This window comes from Chitinilyticum piscinae (assembly GCF_015223195.1).
Classification (GTDB): domain Bacteria; phylum Pseudomonadota; class Gammaproteobacteria; order Burkholderiales; family Chitinibacteraceae; genus Chitinilyticum; species Chitinilyticum piscinae.
The window spans coordinates 120,986-142,545 of sequence record NZ_JADFUA010000003.1 but is presented as its reverse complement, the minus strand read 5'-3'; the positions used below and the strand labels follow the sequence as shown (position 1 = coordinate 142,545).

The 21,560-nt window shown below is 62.8% G+C and carries 21 protein-coding genes; 16 read left to right on the top strand and 5 right to left on the bottom strand.

All coding sequences use genetic code 11. The features are described 5' to 3' along the window. The first annotated feature begins 99 nt into the window (after window positions 1-99). From INR99_RS06650 to corA, 3 genes are read left to right on the top strand one after another with little or no spacing between them, the layout of a single operon-like run. A complete protein-coding gene (locus INR99_RS06650; protein WP_194115542.1) occupies window positions 100-300 on the top strand; it encodes a hypothetical protein in 201 nt (66 codons plus the stop codon). Then, a complete protein-coding gene (locus INR99_RS06645) occupies window positions 293-1,774 on the top strand; it encodes a Ppx/GppA phosphatase family protein (RefSeq protein ID WP_194115541.1) in 1,482 nt (493 codons plus the stop codon). Before INR99_RS06650 ends, INR99_RS06645 begins: the two co-directional genes overlap by 8 nt. Beyond that, window positions 1,771-2,835: a magnesium/cobalt transporter CorA gene (gene corA / locus INR99_RS06640; RefSeq protein ID WP_194115540.1), complete on the top strand. Its 1,065-nt coding sequence runs from the start codon at window positions 1,771-1,773 to the stop codon at window positions 2,833-2,835. Before INR99_RS06645 ends, corA begins: the two co-directional genes overlap by 4 nt. 7 nt (window positions 2,836-2,842) lie before the next feature. On the opposite strand, the gene INR99_RS06635 is transcribed toward corA, so the two are convergent. Next, entirely contained in the window at window positions 2,843-3,346 is a 504-nt protein-coding gene (locus INR99_RS06635) for a DUF456 domain-containing protein (protein ID WP_194115539.1), read from the bottom strand. A 111-nt stretch (window positions 3,347-3,457) separates the two neighbouring features. Beyond that, window positions 3,458-4,324, bottom strand: coding sequence for a prolipoprotein diacylglyceryl transferase (gene lgt / locus INR99_RS06630; protein WP_194115538.1), 867 nt, complete (start codon window positions 4,322-4,324; stop codon window positions 3,458-3,460). Window positions 4,325-4,527: 203 nt separating this feature from the next. On the opposite strand from lgt, the gene ilvD reads away from it, so the two are divergent. The 9 genes from ilvD (at window position 4,528) to purD (ending at window position 14,305) form a co-directional block, all read left to right on the top strand. Then, window positions 4,528-6,387, top strand: a complete 1,860-nt coding sequence (gene ilvD, locus INR99_RS06625) for a dihydroxy-acid dehydratase (RefSeq protein ID WP_194115537.1) — start codon at window positions 4,528-4,530, stop codon at window positions 6,385-6,387. 78 nt (window positions 6,388-6,465) lie between these two features. After that, the gene (locus INR99_RS06620; protein WP_194115536.1) at window positions 6,466-7,014 is read left to right on the top strand and encodes a zinc metalloprotease; all 549 of its coding nucleotides are present in this window, start codon (window positions 6,466-6,468) and stop codon (window positions 7,012-7,014) included. 145 nt (window positions 7,015-7,159) lie between these two features. After that, window positions 7,160-7,813, top strand: coding sequence for a DsbA family protein (locus INR99_RS06615; RefSeq protein WP_194115535.1), 654 nt, complete (start codon window positions 7,160-7,162; stop codon window positions 7,811-7,813). 63 nt (window positions 7,814-7,876) lie between these two features. Further along, on the top strand, window positions 7,877-8,977 hold the full coding sequence (locus INR99_RS06610) for a hypothetical protein (protein WP_194115534.1): 1,101 nt from the start codon (window positions 7,877-7,879) through the stop codon (window positions 8,975-8,977). Window positions 8,978-9,191: 214 nt separating this feature from the next. Further along, complete coding sequence (gene dusB / locus INR99_RS06605) at window positions 9,192-10,253, top strand: tRNA dihydrouridine synthase DusB (RefSeq protein WP_194115533.1); 1,062 nt, start codon at window positions 9,192-9,194, stop codon at window positions 10,251-10,253. Continuing rightward, window positions 10,246-10,494 (top strand): DNA-binding transcriptional regulator Fis, encoded by a 249-nt coding sequence (gene fis / locus INR99_RS06600; protein WP_194115532.1) that lies wholly within the window; start codon window positions 10,246-10,248, stop codon window positions 10,492-10,494. Before dusB ends, fis begins: the two co-directional genes overlap by 8 nt. A 113-nt stretch (window positions 10,495-10,607) precedes the next feature. Beyond that, window positions 10,608-12,170, top strand: coding sequence for a bifunctional phosphoribosylaminoimidazolecarboxamide formyltransferase/IMP cyclohydrolase (gene purH, locus INR99_RS06595; RefSeq protein ID WP_194115531.1), 1,563 nt, complete (start codon window positions 10,608-10,610; stop codon window positions 12,168-12,170). A gap of 280 nt (window positions 12,171-12,450) precedes the next feature. Next, window positions 12,451-13,011, top strand: coding sequence for a phospholipid:lipid A palmitoyltransferase (locus INR99_RS06590; RefSeq protein ID WP_194115530.1), 561 nt, complete (start codon window positions 12,451-12,453; stop codon window positions 13,009-13,011). 19 nt (window positions 13,012-13,030) lie between these two features. Beyond that, a complete protein-coding gene (purD, locus tag INR99_RS06585) occupies window positions 13,031-14,305 on the top strand; it encodes a phosphoribosylamine--glycine ligase (protein ID WP_194115529.1) in 1,275 nt (424 codons plus the stop codon). 45 nt (window positions 14,306-14,350) lie between these two features. Here the strand turns inward: purD and INR99_RS06580 are convergent, their stop codons facing one another. Together INR99_RS06580 and INR99_RS06575 are read right to left on the bottom strand one after the other, a co-directional pair. Then, on the bottom strand, window positions 14,351-14,779 hold the full coding sequence (locus tag INR99_RS06580) for a DUF7684 family protein (RefSeq protein WP_194115528.1): 429 nt from the start codon (window positions 14,777-14,779) through the stop codon (window positions 14,351-14,353). A gap of 79 nt (window positions 14,780-14,858) precedes the next feature. Continuing rightward, the gene (locus INR99_RS06575; protein ID WP_194115527.1) at window positions 14,859-15,866 is read right to left on the bottom strand and encodes a YeiH family protein; all 1,008 of its coding nucleotides are present in this window, start codon (window positions 15,864-15,866) and stop codon (window positions 14,859-14,861) included. A gap of 109 nt (window positions 15,867-15,975) precedes the next feature. Here INR99_RS06575 and INR99_RS06570 point away from each other — a divergent pair, with 109 nt between their 5' ends. From INR99_RS06570 to btsR, 3 genes are all read left to right on the top strand, one after another. Next, the gene (locus INR99_RS06570) at window positions 15,976-16,875 is read left to right on the top strand and encodes a LysR family transcriptional regulator (RefSeq protein WP_228098126.1); all 900 of its coding nucleotides are present in this window, start codon (window positions 15,976-15,978) and stop codon (window positions 16,873-16,875) included. 144 nt (window positions 16,876-17,019) lie between these two features. Further along, window positions 17,020-18,738, top strand: a complete 1,719-nt coding sequence (locus INR99_RS06565) for a sensor histidine kinase (protein WP_194115526.1) — start codon at window positions 17,020-17,022, stop codon at window positions 18,736-18,738. Then, window positions 18,719-19,438: a two-component system response regulator BtsR gene (btsR, locus tag INR99_RS06560; RefSeq protein WP_194115525.1), complete on the top strand. Its 720-nt coding sequence runs from the start codon at window positions 18,719-18,721 to the stop codon at window positions 19,436-19,438. The genes INR99_RS06565 and btsR overlap by 20 nt, the downstream gene beginning before the upstream one ends. A gap of 33 nt (window positions 19,439-19,471) precedes the next feature. On the opposite strand, the gene INR99_RS06555 is transcribed toward btsR, so the two are convergent. Beyond that, a complete protein-coding gene (locus tag INR99_RS06555) occupies window positions 19,472-20,578 on the bottom strand; it encodes an alpha/beta hydrolase (RefSeq protein ID WP_194115524.1) in 1,107 nt (368 codons plus the stop codon). 74 nt (window positions 20,579-20,652) lie between these two features. On the opposite strand from INR99_RS06555, the gene INR99_RS17785 reads away from it, so the two are divergent. Continuing rightward, window positions 20,653-21,525 carry a helix-turn-helix domain-containing protein gene (locus tag INR99_RS17785; protein ID WP_194115522.1) on the top strand — a complete coding sequence of 291 codons (873 nt, stop codon included), beginning with the start codon at window positions 20,653-20,655 and terminating at the stop codon, window positions 21,523-21,525. The last annotated feature ends 35 nt before the right edge of the window (window positions 21,526-21,560 follow it).

Here is a 21,560-nt window from a genome sequence, read left to right as displayed (position 1 = left end):
TGCGTCGCGCACGGTCAAAAAAAGCCGGCATCTGCCAGCTCCGGGCACTCCTGTTCACCCGCGCCGGGCCTGGGGCTGCGGCTATGGGGGAATTCCCTGATGATTGTGCCAGAGGATGCCGGCGGCGTTTGTGTCAAATCGCTTTTTTTTAACCAAGATCATTTTCGTGCAGACGGCGTCAGTGCTACGGGCGCGCATGCTGCGTCGCACCGAGAAACATTGCCGCTGGCGGCGTGCAACGGCTATCATCCCCCCACTCCTGTCAACCAGAGCCTTGTTGCGGAAATGCCAAATGTCTGATTCGCCTGTGATTGCCGCCGTCGATCTGGGCTCGAACAGCTTTCGCCTGCAAGTCGCCCGTGTGGTCGACGGCGAGGTTTTTCCGCTGGAAACACGCAAGGAAACCGTGCGTCTCGGCGCCGGGCTGGACCGCACAGGCCGTCTGACGCCTGCGGCACAGGCCGAACTCATCGAGGCGCTCGGGCGCTTTGGCGAGGTGCTGGCGCATTTTCAGCCAGCCTGCGTGCGTGCCGTGGCCACCAATACCTTCCGGGTGGCGAGTAACCGGCAGGATTTCCTGCCGGCGGCCGAAGCGGCGCTGGGTTACCCCATCGACATCATCAACGGCCGCGAAGAAGCGCGGCTGATCTACATCGGTGCGGCGCACAGCCTGCCATCGACGCGCGAGCGGCGGCTGGTGCTGGATATCGGTGGCGGTTCGACCGAGCTGATCATCGGCAGCGGCTTGCGCGCCTATGTCACCGAAAGCGTGCAACTGGGCTGCGTGGCCTGGAGCATGCGCTACTTTCCGGACGGCATCATCAATGCCGAGCGACTGGCTGCAGCCGAACTGGCAGCTCGCGGCACGCTGCTGCCGCTGGTACCGGAATTCCGGGCTGATCAGTGGCACCGTGCGGTCGGCACCTCGGGCACGGCGCGCTCGCTCTCTGACTTGCTGGAGCTCAATGGCTTCTCGCGCATGGGGATTACCCGCGAGGGGCTGGACCGCCTGCGCGAGATCATGCTGGGGGCAGGGCACATCGATGCCATCCAGTTGCATGGTCTGCGCCCGGATCGGCGGCCGGTATTGCCCGGCGGATTCGCCATCATGAATGCGGCTTTCGGCATGTTCGGCATCGAGCGCATGGGCGTGACCTATGGCGCGTTGCGCGATGGCATTCTCTATGACCTGATGGCGCGCGCGGCCAGCCAGGACGTGCGTGACCGTACCGTGGCGAATTTCGTGCGCCGCTTCCAGGCCGATGTCGGCCAGTCCGAGCGGGTGCGTCTTCTCGCCGAGGATATTTTCGGGCACTTCCGCCCCGGTTCGCCGGAAATCCTGCATCGCCTTGGCATGGCTGCGGCACTGCACGAGATCGGTCGCGCGATTGCTCACCATGATTATTACCGGCATACGGCTTACATCTTGGCGTGGTCGGACATGCTGGGATTTTCCGAGCGCGAGCAGGCGTGGCTGTCGTGGCTGACCGGCTCGCAAAGCGGCCCCTTGCCCGAGCTGGCGCGCAGCAGCCCGGATGACCGCGCCGCCCTGCTGGCGTTGCGACTGGCTGTGCTGCTCGCGCGTGCGCGCAGCGATTGCGTCTGGCCGGACGGCTGGCGCTGCGGCGCGGGCGAGGATGGCCGGCATTACGAGCTGGCACTGCCCGAGGCCTGGTTGAATGACGCGCCACTGATTGTTCAGGCGCTGCACGAGGAACAAGCGTTATGGCAAACCATCGGCATCACGCTCACGGTGCCGGCGCTCGGCCTGTGAAGAAACACCTGCGTGCCGACAAGGCGGGGGCTGCTCCGGGAACGCTGCTGTATGTCGGCCAGCGCGAGGCGCAGCCCACGCTGGCCACCCTGATCGAATACGGCCCCGAGCCCGGCGATTTTGTCGAAACCCAGTTTACCGCTGTCGAGCAGGGCCGGGTCTATCAGCCGAAATACCCGGTGCTGTGGCTGAATCTGCACGGGCTGGAAAACCAGGCCTTGCTGCAGCTGGTTGGCGAGCGTTTCCGCCTGCACCCGCTGACGCTGGAGGACATCCTCAACACCCAGCAGCGCCCCAAGGTCGAAGCCTACCCGCACTACCTGTTCATTACGGTACGGCTGCACTCGCTCGATGAAAACGGCAATCTGGAGGGGGAGCAGGTTAGCATCGTGCTCGGGCGCGGCTTTGTGCTGACCTTTCAGGAAAAGCCGACCGGCACGTTTGCCGGTCTGCGCGAAGGGCTGCGGCGCGGGGAATCCCTGGTGCGCCGGTTCGGCGCCGACTATCTGGTGTATTCGATCCTCGACAAGCTGGTCGATCGCGATTTCACCGTGCTGGAACGGCTGGGCGACATCAGCGATGACCTCGAAGACGAAATGCTCGAATCCGGTACCCAGCCGGGCCAGTTGCGCCGGCTGCAGCAGATGCGGCGCAGCCTGCAGGGCATGCGCCGCGGCCTGTGGCCGTTACGCGAGCTGATCAATACCTTGCAGCGCGATGAGCAGGATTACTTTCATGACGAGACCCAGCTCTATCTGCGCGATGTGTACGATCACTCGGTGCAATTGATCGAAACGGTGGAAACGCTGCGCGAAGCGCTGGCCGGCCAGCAGGATACTTACCACTCCCTGCAGGGGCACAAACTCAATCTGCAGATGCGCCGCCTGACCGTCATTACCATCGTGTTCATGCCGCTGACGCTGATTACCGGCATCTTCGGTATGAATTTCGAGCACATGCCCGGGTTGAAATGGCAGTGGGGTTTCGGGGCGACCATGCTGGCAATGGCGCTGATCACGACGGTGTTGACGCTGCTGTTCCGCAACCGCCGCTGGATGTAGCTTCTGCCTAGAATACCCACCAGCCCAGTGCTGCTACCACCAGCATGGCTGCGGCCAGCACCAGCTTCAGGATCGAGCCGACAATAAAGCCCAGCCAGCTGGCGATGCCCACCTTGCCAGCCTGGCCCAGCGAGGATTGCGCGAGCAGTTCGCCCAGTACCGCGCCGACAAAGGGACCCAGGATCAGTCCGGGCAGGCCAAAGAACAGGCCGATGATCGAGCCGGCCAGCGCGCCCCAGACAGCCTGCCTGCTGGCGCCCACGGCTTTGGCGCCGGCCGCGCCGGCAATGTAGTCGATGATCTGCGAAACAAGCACCAGCAAGCCCAGCAGGATGAAGGTCGGCCAGCCCAGCCGTTCGAAGTGGTTCTGCCAGGCGGCGATCAGTACGCCGGCAAAAATCAGCGGGCTGCCGGGCAAGACCGGCAGTACCGATCCGGCCAGTCCCACGCCCATCAGCAGGAAGGCGAAGACAAACCACAGACTGGCGGGGTCGGCGAGAAAGTCGAACATGGCGGCTCCATAAAGGGCAGAGTCGCTTGGAGTGCGCGCGAAGGAAAAGGTTCGTGTCTGGGTATAAGGCTGTAGGCTTTTAAATATAGTGCGTGCAGCCTCATGGGGGGCTTAGTATCGGCTGGCGCGTTTCGGCGCCTGTCGCGAAGACCACCAGAACAGGTGTGCGCCGAGCAGGATCATCGGCAGGCTCAGCCATTGTCCCATCGACAGGCTCCATTGCAGCAAACCGAGAAAATCATCCGGCTCGCGGGCAAATTCGGCGATGAAGCGGAACAGCCCGTAGCCCAGCAGGAACAAGCCCGAGACCTGGCCTGTCTGGCGCGGTTTGCGCGAGTAGAACCATAGGATCAGGAACAGCAGCACGCCTTCCAGGGCGAACTGGTACAGCTGCGACGGGTGACGCGGCAGGCTTTCATTATGCAGCCAGTTCAGCAGCTCGGGGTGGGTATTGACCGCATGCAGGTCGGCATTGCGTGCTTGCGGAAACAGCATGGCCCAGAAATTTTCCGGCGCAGTAATGCGGCCCCACAGTTCGCCGTTGATGAAGTTGCCCATGCGCCCCGCAGCCAGGCCCAGTGGCACCAGCGGGGCGATGAAGTCGGTGACTTCAAAAAAGCGCCGGCCGGTTTTGCGGGCAAAGAACCACATCGCCAGCAGCACGCCGATAAAGCCGCCGTGAAAGGCCATGCCGCCTTCCCAGAGCTTGAAGATCGCCAGCGGGTTGGCCATGTAGAATTCGGGCTTGTAGAAAAACACATAGCCCAGCCGCCCGCCAAGAATGACGCCGAGCACGCCATAAAAGAGCAGATCGTCCAGTTCGCCCTTGTGCCAGCCGGGCGGGTTGCTGTGCGCAATGCGCCAGCGACCGAGGATCAGGAACAGGGCGAATCCCAGCAGGTACATGATCCCGTACCAGTGAATGCCGAAGGGGCCGAGCTGGATGGCGATCGGATTGAATTGCGGATGAACGAGCATGGGCGGGCGGTTTTGGAATAAAATCGCGGCATTATCCCATGAATCGAGCCGCGCGCCGCAAGCCAATAGCCTGTCCGCTGCTGCTGTGCAGTATTTACCCTGATCGGGGTCTGCATTTCCGGCCGTCGCCCGCCCGAAACATTCCGGGCCGGTGCCGGTCTCAGCCCTTCTGGCCACCAGAATTACGTAACAGGATTACGACCATGCCCGCATACCGTTCCCGTACCTCCACCCACGGCCGCAACATGGCCGGCGCGCGCGCCCTGTGGCGAGCCACCGGCATGAAGGATGGCGATTTCGGCAAGCCCATCATTGCGATTGCCAACTCCTTCACCCAGTTTGTCCCGGGGCACGTGCACCTGCACAACCTCGGCCAGCTGGTCGCCCGCGAAATCGAAAAGGCCGGCGGCATCGCCAAGGAATTCAACACCATCGCGGTGGATGACGGCATCGCCATGGGTCACGGCGGCATGCTGTATTCGCTGCCCTCACGCGACCTGATCGCCGATTCGGTTGAGTACATGGTGAACGCGCATTGCGCCGATGCGCTGGTGTGCATCTCCAACTGCGACAAGATCACCCCGGGGATGCTGATGGCCGCGCTGCGCCTGAACATTCCGGTGATCTTCGTGTCCGGCGGCCCGATGGAAGCCGGCAAGGTCAACTGGCAGGGCGAGATCCGCAAGCTGGATCTGGTCGACGCGATGGTTGAAGCGGCGAACCCGAATGTCAGCGATGAAGAAGTCGCAGCGGTCGAGCGCTCCGCCTGCCCGACCTGTGGTTCGTGTTCCGGCATGTTTACCGCCAACTCGATGAACTGCCTGACCGAAGCGCTGGGCCTGTCCCTGCCGGGCAATGGCTCGGTGCTGGCCACGCATGCCGACCGCAAAAACCTGTTCCTGCAGGCCGGCCAGACCATCGTCGAGCTTGCCAAGCGCTATTACGAGCAGGACGATGCCTCGGTCCTGCCGCGCAATATCTGTACCTTCGAAGCCTTCGAAAATGCCATCGCGCTCGACATCGCCATGGGCGGCTCGACCAATACCGTGCTGCACCTGCTGGCCGCCGCCAATGAAGCCGGCGTGCCGTTCAAGATGACCGACATCGACCGCATGAGCCGCAAAGTGCCGTGTCTGGCGAAAGTGGCGCCGGCCACGCAGAAATATCACATGGAAGACGTACACCGCGCCGGTGGCGTGATCGGCATTCTGGCCGAGCTCGATCGCGCCGGCCTGATTCACCGGGATGTGCCCACCGTGCACAGCAAGACCATCGGTGAAGGTCTGGACAAGTGGGATGTGGTGAAGAATGCCCAGGATAGTCTGGCGCACCACTTCTACCGCGCGGCGCCCGGCGGCGTGGCAACCACCATCGCCTTCAGCCAGTCGATGCGTTATCCGGATCTCGATCTGGATCGTGCCGGCGGCTGCATCCGCAACAAGGAAAACGCCTACTCGCAGGACGGCGGCATTGCGGTGCTGTACGGCAACATTGCCGAGCGCGGCTGCATCGTGAAAACCGCGGGTGTGGATGATTCCATTCTCAAGTTCACCGGTCGCGTGCGCATTTTCGAATCGCAGGATGACGCGGTGGCCGGCATTCTGGACGACCAGATCGTTGCCGGTGATGTGGTGCTGATCCGCTACGAAGGCCCGAAGGGCGGCCCGGGCATGCAGGAAATGCTCTATCCGACGTCCTATCTGAAGTCCAAGGGCCTGGGCAAGGCGTGTGCGCTGCTGACCGATGGCCGCTTTTCCGGCGGGACGTCCGGTTTATCCATTGGCCACGTTTCGCCGGAAGCCGCCGAAGGTGGCGCGATCGGTCTGGCGCAAGAGGGTGACCAGCTGGAAATCGACATCCCGAACCGCACGATCAATCTGCTGGTCAGCGCCGAAGAGCTCACCGCTCGCCGTGCTGCCATGGAAGCCAAGGGCAAGGATGCCTGGAAGCCGGTTGATCGCGAGCGCTTTGTCAGCGCCGCGCTGCGTGCCTACGCCGCCATGACCACCTCGGCCGATACCGGGGCGGTGCGCGACGTCTCGCAGGTCGAGCGCAAGGACTAAGTGTTCCGGCTCGCTGGTGAACAAAGGGTGGCTCTGCCACCCTTTGTTGTATTTGCAGGGGGTATATGGGTGGAATCTATGAAAATAATGGCATTCATCGCCATGCTGGCTTGGGTATGTGGGCTGGCTGCACCGGTAATGGCGCTGGACGAGCGCGATGATCCGGTCTGGCAGAACAAGACCTACGTGCTGCTGTACAACCCCTCCGGCGCCCCTGCCACAATCCGGGACAGCGACATCCTCGACGCAATGATCGCCGCCAGCGAGGCCTGGGCGCCGTGCGGGGTGAAGATCGAGTTCGCCGGCTACACGAAACTGGGTCTGGAGCACGATGGCAAAAACGTCATCGGCTGGGTGCCCGCCTTGCCCGGTGCGCTGGCGCACACCGAAACCCGCCAGTTCCGCCGCATCCTCACCGACGCCGACATCGCGCTATCCGCCAGCGGTATCCGCAGCCGCGAGTGGCTGATGGCTGCACTGGTGCACGAAGTCGGCCACGGCATCGGTCTGGTGCAGCACAGCCCCAGCCGTGACTCCATTTTGTTTGACGATTCGGTGTCGGTCGGCACCGTGCGCCCCAGTGCCGACGATCTGGCGCGTTGCAGAGCGCGCTACCGCTTTCGCTAGCCGAATACCTTTACTTGTATTTGCCCTTTTCTTTTTGATTGGCTGATTCCCCGCCCGATACCTGTGGGTTTCGGGTGTGATTTGTTCACGGGGAACATCGCCTCTGTATTTCGGTCGGGATGCTTTTGACCGGGAATCTTGCGCCATGCAGCGTCGCCAGCTTTTGACCCTTCTCGCCGGCTTGCCCGTGCTGGCCAGCGGCGCCAGCCTGTCCGATCTGGAGGCCGAGGCGGCACGGCGCCGCGCTGCTTATCGGGATGAGCTGCGCCGCCTGGCGCGCGAAACGCCGGTGGCGATCTATGACAACCCGCTCGACCCCGTCCTCGGGCCGGCGGCCGCCACGCGCAGCGTGCTGGTGTTTACCGATTACAACTGTCCTTACTGCCGCAAGCTCGATCCGGTCATCGCACAGCTGGCAGGACGAGCCGATGCCCCCGCGCGTTTCGTGCTGAAGCTGCTGACAATCATGGATCCGGGGAGCGCACTGGCCAGCGCCTTCGCGCTGCGGGTGTGGCAGCAGCAGCCCAGGCAGTTCAGCGCCGCGCATCACGCTCTCATGACTGGCCCGCTGCCGCTGACCACTGCCGCACTCAAGCAGATCGCGCGGCAATCCGGAACGCAAGCCAGCCTCGCCGAGGCCGATGCGGCGGCCGCAACGCTGACAGCGACGCAGCAACTGGCGCAGCGGCTGCAGGTTTACGCCACCCCCAGCCTGCTGATTGGTGCACGGATTATGAGCGGCATGACCGACGCCGCGACACTGCGGCAGGAAATCGTGCGCTGGCCGATGGAGGCGTGATTAAGCAACTCAAGCTGATGAGTGTGGTAAGGTGATGCTCGCTCGCCATTACGAACTCACGACATGCCCGGATCTTTTCGCTTGCGTTTGCCACCGCTTATTTGCCTGATTGCCTTGCTGTGGCCTGCACTGGCGCAGGCCAACGCCGGCACGCCGCTGATGTGGCTCGGCGCATTCCACCTGCTCTTGGGCAATTTCTTCATTGCGCTGTTCGAGCTCTGGCTGCTGCAGCGCTTTGTCCGGCGAGACAGGCTGCATGACAAACGGAATTTCGGCCTGCTGCTCTTGGCGAACTACCTGTCAGCCTGGGCGGGCTTTGGCGTGTTGCAGCTGCTGGACTTGGGGCGCTGGGTTGATCTCCACAATGCGTTGTATGTGGCCTGGCTGGCGCTGCCGCTGGCCTGGTTGTTCACAGTCCTGCTGGAATGGCCGTTCGTGTGGCTGGCGCTGCGCGATCTGCGGCGCAGCGGAAGGCAGGCGCTGCGGGCGAGTTTCCTGATTCAAACCATCAGTTATCTGCCTTTGCTGCTGCTTTATCTGTTCGTAGCCCCCGTGCAACTGTCGATGTTGAGCCAGACTGAGCTCAGTTCGGCTGGCTCGATGCGCGTGCCTGCCGGATTGCAGGTCTACTTTCTATCTGCTGATAGGACAGAAGTCCTAGTGTGGGAGTCTAGAGGGATTCAAAAGGTTGCTACTGTTGAGTCGCATGATTGCAAAGGCCTTGAATTGGGAGTCGAGGACCATACTCCGCAGCCAAGACTGGTTCTGCTTGACCGTTACCCTTTGTGTATGAAACAGCTGAATATTCCGCTTGCCGGCCCTTGGGCATCGGTGACTGGTTGGCCTCGGGATCGACTTCGTATTCAGGCAGGGAAGGCGGCACGGTTTCCTGCGGTAGCCTCATCCTCTGTGTCATTTCAAGGTGGCTTCTGGCCGGGAGATGGTTTGCTGGTAACTGCAGGGGGCCGGTCCTGGCGCCTGGCGACAGAGAGTCCCGTGCTGGCGTGGCGTGTGACCTATGTTCAGCACTTGCCCGGAAATCTTGCACTTTTCCAGCTGGGGAGCGACCAGATCGTTCTCTACGATCCCCTGCGCAATCAGCTGGCGCTGCTTGGGCGTGGCCGATCACCGCTGGCGGTGCTCCCTTCGCCGGCTAGTCACTGACATCCTTGCTTTTTTTGGGGGCGTGCACCACTGGCGTCGCGATGGCTTTGACGCCCTTTGTGTTGTGGTGGGTATCGGGCTGTAGCCTAGTGCCAGCAAGGGCTCCGGCTGGATGGGATGAGGTGTGTTTGGGCGAGCGAGGATCGTTGTTGCCTAATTTTTAGGCGGTGTGTAGAATGGCCGCCCATTCCACCCACCCCCTTTGCCACCGGTCATGCACATCGGGCCTTATGCGCTTGCCAACAATCTGATCGTGGCTCCCATGGCGGGGGTGACGGATCGGCCGTTCCGCCAGCTGTGCAAGCGCTTTGGCGCGGGCCATGCCGTGTCGGAAATGATCACGGCTGACCAGAGCCTGCGCCTGACCAAAAAGACCCAGCGCCGCGCCGACTTCACTGGCGAACTTGCGCCCATTTCCGTGCAGATTGCCGGTTCGGAGCCTGCAAAGCTCGCCGAGGCCGCGCGCTATCAGGTGGCCAACGGCGCACAGATCGTCGACATCAATATGGGCTGCCCGGTGAAAAAGGTCTGCAACAAGCTGGCCGGCTCCGCCTTGCTGCAGGACGAAGCGCTGGTGCAGGAAATCCTCGAGCGCGTGGTGGCGGCGGTCGAGGTGCCCGTCACGCTGAAAACGCGGCTGGGTTTCTGCAATGGCGAGGAAAATATCCACCGCGTGGCCGAAATTGCCGAGAACGCCGGCATTGCCGCGCTGGCCATCCACGGCCGCACGCGCGAGGACATGTATAACGGCAACGCGCGCTATGAGCTGATCCGCGCGGTCAAGGCCACGCGCCGCATTCCCATCATCGCCAATGGCGACATCGATACCCCGCAGAAAGCCAGACATGTGCTGGATGTCACCGGCGCAGACGCCATCATGATCGGCCGCGCCGCGCAGGGGCGGCCGTGGCTGTTCCGCGAGATCGGCCATTTTCTGGCGACGGGCGAAATGCTGGCGCCACCGGATGTGAGCGAAGTGCGCGCGGTGATGATGGAACACCTGGACGCGCTGTATGCCTTTTACGGCGAGTATTCCGGCGTGCGCATCGCCCGCAAGCACATTGCCTGGACGACCAGGGGCTTGCAGGGCGGCAATGCCTTTCGCCAGGCCATGTATGCGCTGGAAAGCAGCGCGGATCAGGCGCGCGCCACGCGCGAATTCTTTGACCGGCTGGCGGCGCAATCCGCCCGGCTGGTGTACGACGACAGCGCCGCAACGGACGGCGCTGCGCAGAACACAGAACAACAAGACGAAACAGGGGAAACCAATGACTGAACAACAAGCGGCGCGCGATCAGATCGCCGATGCGATTCATGCCTCGCTGGCCGAGTATTTCCGCGATCTGGACGGCGAAGCGCCGTGCGCACTGTACGACATGGTGCTGGCTCGGGTGGAAAAGCCGCTGCTGGAAATCGTGCTGGAAAAAGTGGGCGGCAATCAGACCAAGGCGGCGGACATGCTGGGCATCAACCGCAACACCCTGCGCAAGAAGCTGCAGACCTACGACATGCTTTAAGGGGTATGCGCCCGTAGTCATCGCTTTGCAAGAGCTGTGGGCGGATACCTGTGAAATTGGCCTCGTGAGAAACGGGGCGCAGCAAACTGGCAATTCAATCTGGAGATGAACGAATGAGCAAGATTCAACGTGCGCTGATCAGCGTATCCGACAAGACCGGCGTGCTGGATTTCGCCCGTGCGCTGGTGGCGCAAGGCGTGGAAATCCTGTCCACCGGCGGTACCGCCAAGCTGTTTTCTGACAACGGCGTACCGGTCATCGAAGTGTCGGACTACACCGGCTTCCCGGAAATGCTCGATGGCCGCGTGAAGACGCTGCACCCGAAAATTCACGGCGGCATTCTCGGCCGTCGCGATCTGGAAGCGCACGTGGGCACCATGCAGGAGCATGGCATCGGCAACATCGATCTGGTGTGTGTGAACCTGTATCCGTTCGAGGCCACCATCGCCAAGGCGGATTGCAGCTTTGAAGACGCGATCGAAAACATCGACATCGGCGGCCCGGCCATGGTGCGCTCGGCAGCCAAGAACCACGCGCACGTGGCGATTGTTACCGATGCCGCGGATTACAACGCACTGGTTGAAGAAATGCAGGCCAACGGCGGCGCACTGAGCCTGACCACCCGCATCAATCTGGCCAAGAAGGCCTTCAGCCACACCGCCGCCTACGACGGCGCGATCTCCAACTACCTGACCGCCCTGACCGACGCGGGCGACAAGGTGGCCTATCCGAACCGCCTGAATCTGCAGTTCGTCAAGGTGCAGGACATGCGCTACGGTGAAAACCCGCACCAGTCCGCCGCCTTCTACCGCGACCTGCACCCGGCTGCCGGCAGCCTGGCGAATTACAAGCAGTTCCAGGGCAAGGAACTGAGCTACAACAACATCGCCGATGCCGACGCCGCCTGGGAGGCCGTCAAGCAGTTTGCCGAGCCGGCCTGCGTGATCGTCAAGCACGCCAACCCCTGTGGCGTCGCTGTTGGCCCGGATACCTACACGGCCTACCAGCTGGCGTTTGCCACCGACACCACCAGCGCCTTTGGCGGCATCATTGCGTTCAACAAGACCGTTGACGCCGACACCGTCGAAGCCGTTGCCAAGCAATTCCTCGAAGTGCTGATCGCCCCGTCCTACACCCAGGAAGCGCTGGATCTGCTGGCGAAGAAGGTCAACGTGCGTGTGCTGGAAGTGGCCATCGAAACCGGCGAAAACAAGTTCGATCTCAAGCGTGTCGGCGGCGGCATTCTGGTGCAAAGCCCGGACGTGCATGCACTGACACTGGCGGATCTGAAGGTCGTGACCAAGAAGCAGCCGAACGAGCAGCAACTCAAAGACCTGCTGTTCGCGTGGAATGTCGCCAAGTTCGTGAAATCCAATGCGATTGTCTTCTGCGGCAAGGGCCAGACGCTGGGCATCGGCGCAGGGCAAATGAGCCGTGTCGATTCGACCAAGATCGCGGCAATCAAGGCCAAGAATGCCGGTCTGGACCTGCGCGGTTCGGTGGCCGCATCGGACGCCTTCTTCCCGTTCCGCGACGGTGTGGACGTGATTGCGGAAAATGGTGTATCCGCCATCATCCAGCCGGGCGGCTCGGTGCGTGACGACGAGGTGATTGCTGCGGCGGACGAGCATGGCATTGCCATGGTGGTCACCGGCATCCGCCACTTCCGTCATTGATTCGGCGCTGCGCCGCGCGATGGCTTTGTCACCCGGCGGCTCGTGTGCAAACGCACACGTCGCCACCGTGTTTCGCGCCCTCGCGCGGCTCCCAGCCGAATGGGCTTGTGATTGCTTGCCCCGAATGGTGCCGTGCTTAGGGAGTGAAAATCCCGCAGGGATTTGCGCACCGAAGCTGAATGTTGAGCAAGCTTTCTCCGGGCTGATAACTTCGTAACAGCCTGATCCCGCCATCTGGCGTAAAAGGCGCTTACCACTCACATTACTTCGTCCAACTACGATGAAATCATTTCGCACCCTGCTAGCCGGTCTTGCCCTGTTGCTTTCTATCCCTGCTGCGCAGGCGGCCTGCGAAGACTGGTGGGCCGGTTTCGATACGGCCTGCAGCAAGGTCAGCCAGATCTGGAATCAGGGCAATAACGGGCTGCTGGTGTCCGGCTATGCCTACCATGCCCGCTGGCAATACACGCCCGAGAAACTCGCCGAACTGAACGAATTCGCCTACGGCGGCGGTTTCGAAAAACACATCACCCATGAAAACGGCAACGAAGAATCACTGTTCTTCTTCGTGTTCGCTGATTCCCATGAAGACCCGCAGTTCAATCTGGGCTATATGTGGATGCCCTATTGGAAAGTGGCAGGCGACTTCCAGCTGGGGGCCGGGCTCTCCGGCGGGCTGGTGTCGCGCACCGACATTTTCAACGGCATTCCTTTTCCGGTGATTCTACCGATGGTGTCGGCCAAGTTTTCCCCGATCACGCTGTACACCACCTACATCCCGAGTCTGGGTGGGGTGAATAACGGTTCCGTAATCTATACGTACGGACGCATTGAATTCTGATAGCTAGAAAGGTATACCCATGAACGTACTGGTAATCGGTTCCGGCGGCCGCGAACACGCGCTGGCCTGGAAAATCGCCCAGTCGCCGCGCGTGGCCAAGGTGTTTGTGGCACCGGGCAACGCCGGCACCGCGCGCGAACCCAACCTCACCAACGTCAACATCAATGACATTCCCGCGCTGATCGAGTTTGCCAAGACCGAGCACATCGCCTTCACCGTCGTCGGCCCGGAAGCGCCGCTGTCCAACGGCGTGGTTGATGCATTCCGTGCCGAAGGGCTGAAAATCTTCGGCCCCACCCGTGCTGCCGCGCAGCTGGAATGGTCGAAAGGCTTTGCCAAGGACTTCATGGCACGCCACGGTATTCCGACCGCTGCGTATGCCACCTTCGCCGATGCGAAAGCCGCGCATGACTATGTAAATGCGCAGGGCGCACCGATTGTCATCAAGGCGGACGGCCTGGCGGCCGGCAAGGGTGTGGTCGTGGCCATGACGCTGGATGAGGCGCACGCGGCGATCGACATGATGCTCGAAGGCAACAAGTTCGGCGACGCCGGCGCCCGCGTGGTGATCGAAGGCTTCCTCGCCGGCGAAGAGGCCAGCTTCATCGTCATGGTGGATGGCAAGAATGTGCTGGCGATGGCGTCGAGCCAGGACCACAAGCGCCTGCTGGATAATGACGAAGGCCCGAACACCGGCGGCATGGGGGCTTACAGCCCGGCTCCGGTCGTGACCCCGGAAGTCCACGCCCGCGCGATGCGCGAAGTCATTCTGCCGACCGTCGCCGGCATGGCGAAGGATGGCGTCGAATTCACCGGCTTCCTCTACGCCGGCCTGATGGTCAGCCCGGATGGCACGGTCAATGTGGTCGAATTCAACTGCCGCTTCGGTGATCCGGAAACCCAGCCGATCATGATGCGCCTGAAGAGCGATTTCGTGACGCTGATCGAAGCCGGCATCGAAGGGCGTCTCGATCAGGTCGAGGCCGAGTGGGACCGTCGCGTCGCCATCGGTGTGGTCATGGCCGCCGGCAATTATCCGGAAACCCCGCAGAAGGGCGACGTGATCAGTGGTTTGGATGCCAAGCATGAAGATGGCCACGTCTTCCACGCCGGCACGGCACTGAATGCCGCCGGCGACGTCGTGACCGCCGGTGGCCGCGTCCTGTGCGTGACCGCACTGGGCGACAGCGTGAAGATCGCCCAGAAGCGCGCCTACGACATGCTCGAAGGCATTCGCTTTGACGGCATGCAATACCGCAAGGACATCGGCTGGCGTGCGATTGCCCGCAAGTGATGCGCTGCACCAGACATGAAAAAAGCCGCTGCAAAGCGGCTTTTTTTACGCGCAGTTCGCAAGCGCTGCGGCAAGCAGTTCAGGCGGCATTACTTTTTCGGTGATATGCAAGATAGACAGACCATCAAGCGCAACAGCTGGATGCCGAGCGTGTAGTTGGGCAAATTCGTAAACCTGACCTAGGGTTTCTTCGGTATGCCAGGTCGTCATGATTGATCGGTCGTCCGGAATGCCTTGCCAGCCGAATTCTTCAAGCAGGGTTTCATCAATCAGGTCGTGCCAGATTTCGCAATCCGTGCCAACGCAGAGCGCGTACAGGCAGCCTGACTTTACCAACCAGTAGCAAACCGCTTCACGCCATTGCGCTGTGCTCGGGCTTTCAATCCATATGATTGCCTTGTACGGCATCGATGAGCCTGGCTCCGGCAGCACGGCCTCCGGACATAGGGCAATGTACTTGTAGGCCTGATTCACGTTTACTTTCCTGTCTGCAAAGCAAAACCGGCAGCGCAGGGGCCACCGGTCTAGTGTTGACTTGTACCTTGGGTTGATATTACCAGTGCCCGCCCAGGTGCTGCATCAGGAGGCTGGAGGCGGCGACGGTGATCCAGACCAGGAGGCCCAGGGCAATCGGACGCCAGCCGGTGTGCTTCATCTTGCCCAGATCGGTCGAGAGGCCGATGGCGGTCAGTGCCGCGGTGATCAGGACGGTGGAGGCACTGTGCGCGGCGCTGGTCAGGGCCTGCGGCAGGTAGCCGTTGAACAGCGAGGCGATCACGAAGCAGATGATGAAGCCGGGAATCGCGTGGCGGATGCCGGGGCGCTTGGCGGCGGTGCCGTCGACGTTTACCGCGTTGCGGCGGGTGAACACGAAGCTCAGGATCAGCGTCACCGGGATGATCAGCATGGCACGGCTCAGCTTCACGATGGTGGCATAGTCACCGGCTTCCTTGCTCCACGAGTAGGCGGCAGCCACCACCGACGAGGTGTCGTTGATCGCGGTGCCGGCCCACAGGCCGAAACCGGAATCCGACAGCCCCAGCCACTGGCCCAGTACCGGGAAGGTCAGCACGGCGACGATGTTGAACAGAAAGATGGTCGACAGCGAGAACGCGGTTTCGTGATCATCCGGCTTCACCACCGGTGTCATCGCGGCAATCGCCGAGCCGCCGCAGATCGCGGTGCCGCCGCCGATCAGTACGCAAAGCTTGGCCGGAATCTTCAGCAACCGGCCGAAGACAAAGGCGCTGGCAAAGGCCAGTGACAGCGTGACCAGCGTGACCGAGAGCGATTTCAGCCCGGTATCGAGCACCGCGCCGATCGGCAGCGCCAGCCCCAGGCCGACAATCGACCACTGCAGCAGCTGCTTGCCGGCAAACCGGACGCCCGGCAGTTGCGTTTCGCTGACCTTGAAGCGGCTGCGAATGGCGAGGCCGAGCAGAATGCCGGCAACGGCGCCGCCCATCAGCGGGAATTGTTCGCCGAGAAAATGGGCGACGGCGGTAATGGCGGCAACCAGTGCCAGGCCGGGAAGTAGTTGTCTGAGTGCGGAGGCATTCATCGCGGTGCTCCTGCTTAGGTTTCGATGGCATAAGCTTATCGCTGGAAGATATATTCTGAATAACGGATAATTCCGTTAAAGTCATCGGGAAAACCGATCAGGAGGGGCCATGCTGAAAATGACGCTGCGCGAACTGGAAGTCTTTTGCGCAATCAATCGCACCGGTGGCGTGACGGCCGCCGCCGCGGCGCTCGGGCTGTCGCAATCGGCGGCAAGTGGCGCCCTGGCCGAGCTGGAGCGCCGGCTGGGGGTGACCCTGTTCGATCGCATCGGCCGGCGCGTGGTGCTGAATGAACACGGGCGCTTTCTGTTGCCGCGCGCCGAGGAACTGCTGGCACAGGCCGAAACACTGGAAGCCAGCTACGACGCGGGGGCGCCAAGCCGCTTGCGCATCGCCGCCAGCCTGACTATCGGCAATTTTGTGCTGCCGGCGCTGCTGGGCGAGCTGATGCAGGCGCGCCCGGAAGACCGCTACGAGGTCGCCATCGGCAATTCGCAGCACGTGGTCGAGCTGCTGCTCGACAGTCGTGCCGACATCGGCCTGATCGAGGCACCGCTGACGCACCGGCAGCTGGTGAGCGAGCGCTGGCTGGCCGACGAGATGGTAGTGTTTGCCCGCGCTGATCACCCCTTATTGGCCGGTGAAGCGAGCCTTGCCGCGCTGGCGGCCGCTCCGTGGATCATGCGCGAGGCCGGTTCCGGGGTGCGGCAGATGCTGGAAGCCATGCTGCTGCCGCATCTGGGCGGCATGAATCTGCTGCTGGAACTGGGCAGCGGCGAGGCCGTGCGCGAAGCGGTGCGGCTGGGGTTGGGGATTTCCTGTGGCTCGCGCCGCTCGATTGCCCGCGAACTGGCACGGGACGAATTCGCCGTGATTCCGCTGCCGGACATCGCGATGCAGCGGCGTTTCTATCTGGTCTGGCACGCGGAAAAGCGCCTGACGGCTGGTGCGGAGCGCCTGCGTGCGGCCTGTCACCGCTGGCTGCAACAGGAAGAGCGGAATGCCTGACGGGTATTGCCGTGAAGGCTAATTGTTGAATGGCTCATGCGGATATACATTGGCATGTATTATGGCTTGGGGTATTCGCTGATGGCCGGCGCGCGCGCAATGGCTTACGGTGACGGGCTCGAGCGCACGAGAAGGAGATAGCGGATGGCGCAGCAACTTGCACTGGTCTTCCAGCTGCTGCAGCAGACCTGCATCTTTCTGGTGATTGCGTGGATTCTGGCGAAGACCCCGCTGTTTACCCCGCTGATGCAGGTCACGATCCGCTTGCCGCACAAGCTCACCTGCTATGTGGTGTTCTCCGGGTTCTGCGTGCTCGGCACTTTGCTGGGTCTGCATGTCGGCGAGGCCATTGCCAATATCCGTGCGATCGGCGCCGTGCTGGGCGGTTTGCTGGGCGGGCCTTCGGTGGGGCTGGCCGTGGGGCTGACCGGCGGGCTGCACCGTTATGGCATGGGCGGGCCAACCGACATCGCCTGCATGGTTTCCACTGTGACCGAAGGTCTGCTGGGAGGGCTGGTGCACCGCCTGCTAATCCGGCGCGGGCGGGTCGATCTGCTGTTCCAGCCCATGCTGGTCGGGCTGGTGACCCTGGCCGCGGAAATCGTGCAGATGCTGATCATTCTGGCCCTGACCACGCCGTATGCCACCGCGTTTGCCGTGGTGAATACCGTGGCTCTGCCGATGCTCACGGCCAACAGCATTGGCAGTGCGATGTTCATGCGTCTCTTGCTCGACCGGCGGGCGATGCTGGAAAAATACTCGAATGCCTTCTCCGCGCGGGCGCTGCGCATTGCGGCGCGGACCGATGGCGTGCTGCGTGGTGGCCTGAGTGCCGCGAGCGCGCAGAAAGTCGCCACGATCATTGCCGAGGAAACCGGCGTCGGCGCCGTGGCCATTACCGATCGCGAGCGGCTGCTGGCGTTTACAGGCACCGGGGCAGACCACCATCTGCCGGGAACGCCGATCGTATCGACACATACGCTGGAAGCAATCCGCGACAACCGCGTCGTGTACGCCGACGGCAACGAGGTCGCCTACACCTGCTCGATTCATCCCGAGTGCCGGCTGGGCTCGACACTGGTGATTCCGCTGCAGGATGCCGACGGACAGGTGATCGGTACGATCAAGCTTTACGAGCCGAAAGGGCGGCTGTTCGCCCGGGTGAACCGCACGCTGGGCGAGGGCATTGCCAATCTGCTGGCGCGCCAGATTCTTACCGGACGGCTGGAGTCGCAGCGCAGCCTCTTGAGCCAGACCGAGATCAAGCTGCTGCATGCGCAGGTAAACCCGCATTTTCTGTTCAATGCGTTGAATACCATCAACGCCGTGATCCGCATCGACCCGGATCGCGCCCGGACCCTGGTGCAGCATCTGTCGACCTTTTTCCGCAAGAACCTCAAGCGTCCCGAGGAGGAAGTCACGCTGGCCGAAGAAATCGAGCACGTGAACGCCTACCTGCAGATCGAGCTGGCGCGCTTTGGCGAGCGCCTCAAGGTCGAGATCGATCTGCCCTACATCTACGCGCAGGCGCGCCTGCCGGCCTTCTCGCTGCAGCCGCTGGTGGAAAACGCCATCAAGCATGGCACTGCACATCTGCTGGGCCCGGGCCACATTCGCCTGTTTGCCGAGCCGGGCAAGAATGAACATACCTTGCTGGTGCACGTCGAGGACAATGCCGGCCTGTATCCGCTGGCGCGTCAGGCCGGCGCCGGGCTGGGCATGACGCTGGTCGACAAGCGCCTGAAGGCGCGCTTTGGCGAGCGTTTCGGCCTGGCGGTCGACGCACTGGCCGAGCGCTACACCCGCATTACCCTGACCTTACCCCTGAACGAGGAAAGCCCCGATGCAAGTGCTGCTGGTTGACGACGAGCCGCTGGCGCGTGACGAACTGCGCGCGCTGCTGGCGGCGCATCCGGATGTGAGCATCGCAGCCGAAGCCGGCAATGCCATCGAAGGCATGCAACTGATCAACCGGCTGAACCCGGATGTGATCTTCCTCGATATCCAGATGCCGAAAATTTCCGGGCTGGAGCTGGTGAGCATGTTCGACCCCGAGCATGTGCCGCACATCGTTTTCGTCACCGCTTTTGATGAACACGCGATCCGGGCCTTTGACGCGCACGCCTTCGATTACCTGCTCAAGCCGGTCGAACCCGCGCGGCTGGCCAGAACCCTCGCGCGGCTGCGCCGCAGCCTGCCGGCCGGCGCCCCGGATTATCAGCCGCTGATCAACCTGCAGCCGCTGCAGCAACTGCCCTGTCACGGGCATAACCGCATCGTGCTGCTGCCGCTGGCCGAGGTGGAGTCGGTGATCGCCAGGCTCTCGGGCATCTATCTGGTTGACCGCGACGGGCAGGAGCACTTCACCGAACTGACGCTGAAAACACTGGAAGAACGCACGCCGCTCTTGCGCTGTCATCGCCAGCATCTGGTGCACCCGCAGGCGATCGCCGAAATTCGCCTCAACGACAGCGGCGGTGCCGACCTCATCACCCGGCACGGCCGCAGCGTGCCGGTGAGCCGGCGCTTTCTCAAGTCACTGAAAGACGCGCTCGGGGTATAGCCCTGCTTTTCAGTGTTCGTGGTGCTTTCTGCTCTATGGGGTTATGGGTATTGCAGATATGGCTACGCGGGTGAGGTTGGCAGCAAGCGTATCGATCTCGGTATACGGCTGCGGTGGGAATGGTCGCTGGCTTTCCGCCCAGTCCAGGGCCTCGCGCAGGCGCAGCAGCGCGGCGTGGCTGTCCGGATGCGTGCGGCCAAACGCGTGGAACTCGTGGTTCATCTCCGGCCACACATCCAGCCGCAGTTGTGCACCGTTTGCCGCCTGGCTGCGGGCAAAGTCGCGGATCATGTCGACGAGGATTTCCCGCCCGCCCACTTGCAGGTAGATCGGCCCCTGCCCGCGGTAATCGCGCGTGATTGGTGACAGTTCGGCATCGCTGAGTGGCTGCCCCCCCTTGAGCCATTGTGCAAAGCGCTGCGTCATGTAGCCCTGCACCAGATCGAAGCGGTCGTTGCCGTACAGGCTGGCACCGCGTTCGCCGGTATCGGTCCACGGGCTGAGTGCCAGGGTCAATAGTGGTTGCGGCAGGCCGGCATCGGCGAGTTCGGCCAGTGTCATCAGCGCCAGATGCCCGCCGGCAGAATCCCCGCACAGCACGATCTGGCTGGCCGGGACACCGCTGGCGAGCAGATGGCGATAGGCTGCCAGCGCATCATCGCGTTGCGCAGGGTGGGGGTGTTCCGGGGTCAGGCGGTAGTCCGGGGCAAAGACGCTCACGCCCAGATAGTGCGCCAGACTCGCGGCAAAATGCCGTGAGACCGCCGCGTGGAACGCATAGCCGCCACCGTGGAAATGCAGCAGCGTGATCGTGCTGCGGCCGTGCTGCGGGATGTACCAGTCGCCGCGCGGCTCGTGCGCCGCACTCGGGCGATGGCTGACATCGGGGTAGTCTTCGGTGACGGCATACAGGCTGTCGAAGTACGCACGGCATTCGGCCGGACTCTCGCGGGCCAGCCGCAGTGCGTGATTGAACTGCCAGTGCCAGAACAGCGTGGCGTACTCCATGACTGGCGGCCAGGCCGCGACCAGTGGCCGACCGGCCAGCCGCCGCAGCAGTACTGTGCCGCCTGCTGCGCAGGAAACCGCCAGACTGCGCAGCTTGTGCGTCAGTCGTCCCTGAATTATGGTTTTGGCCATGCAAGTGCTCCGTGGTGAATTGCCACCATGCTGCCGCCTTGCCCTGTCCCGCTCTAGAACGGAAACGACATCCTGTGCCTGCCCCGCGTTCCTTGCTGCATGTTCCCGATCCGGCTTTGGCCGGCTGCATTGTGGCGGCCATCGAGCGGGATACGCGCGGCTGCGCGCTGAGCGACGCGGCGCGTTGCAATTTTTACCCGGCCAGCCCGCTGGTGATGCTCACCTGGGTGTTCCACGGCAGCCTGCATCTGCTGACGGGGGATGGGGAACGGGAGCCATTCCAGCCCGGTCCGGCCCTGCCGGCAATTACGCTCACCGGGCCGCAGCGCCGGCCGCTGGTAAGCTGGTCCCCCGGCGACATCCACGCCTTCTCGGTAGGCCTGTATCCCGAGGTGCTGGCGCACTGGCTGGGCGAGCCACTGGATGGCTATATGGACCGCACCGTTGCTCTGGACGAGATGCCGCTGCCTGCCCTGCAAAGCGCATGTACCGCTGTTCAGGCATGCGGCGGCGCAGCGCCATTTGACGTGCTGCAGCAGGTTTTTACCGGACTCTACCGGGAGGAGGGAGGCGCAGCAGCGCCGGTGCCCCTGCTCGGTGACTGGCTGCGCAGCATGGCCACCCGCGCCGCGCATTCCGGCAGTGGGCGTGGCCTGCGCCAGCTGCAGCGGCGCATCCGCGACTGGACCGGCCAGAGTCAGCGTGATCTGGCGCTGTTCGAGCGTGTCGAGGCGGCCTTTCACCTGCGCGAAGCATTGGCAGATCAAGGGGAAGGCGGGCTGGCCGCCGTCGCAGCCGAAGCGGGTTTTGCCGACCAGTCGCACATGGGGCGTGCCGTGCGGCGGGTGACCGGCCTGTCGCCGGCGCGTTTTTCCGAACGTCTCGCCACGGATGAAGCCTTCTGGTACTACCGCCTGGTCGCCGATTTCCGCCGGCCGGCACGCTGAGCCGCGCCACTGAGCCGCCATTTCGCACCGCTTGC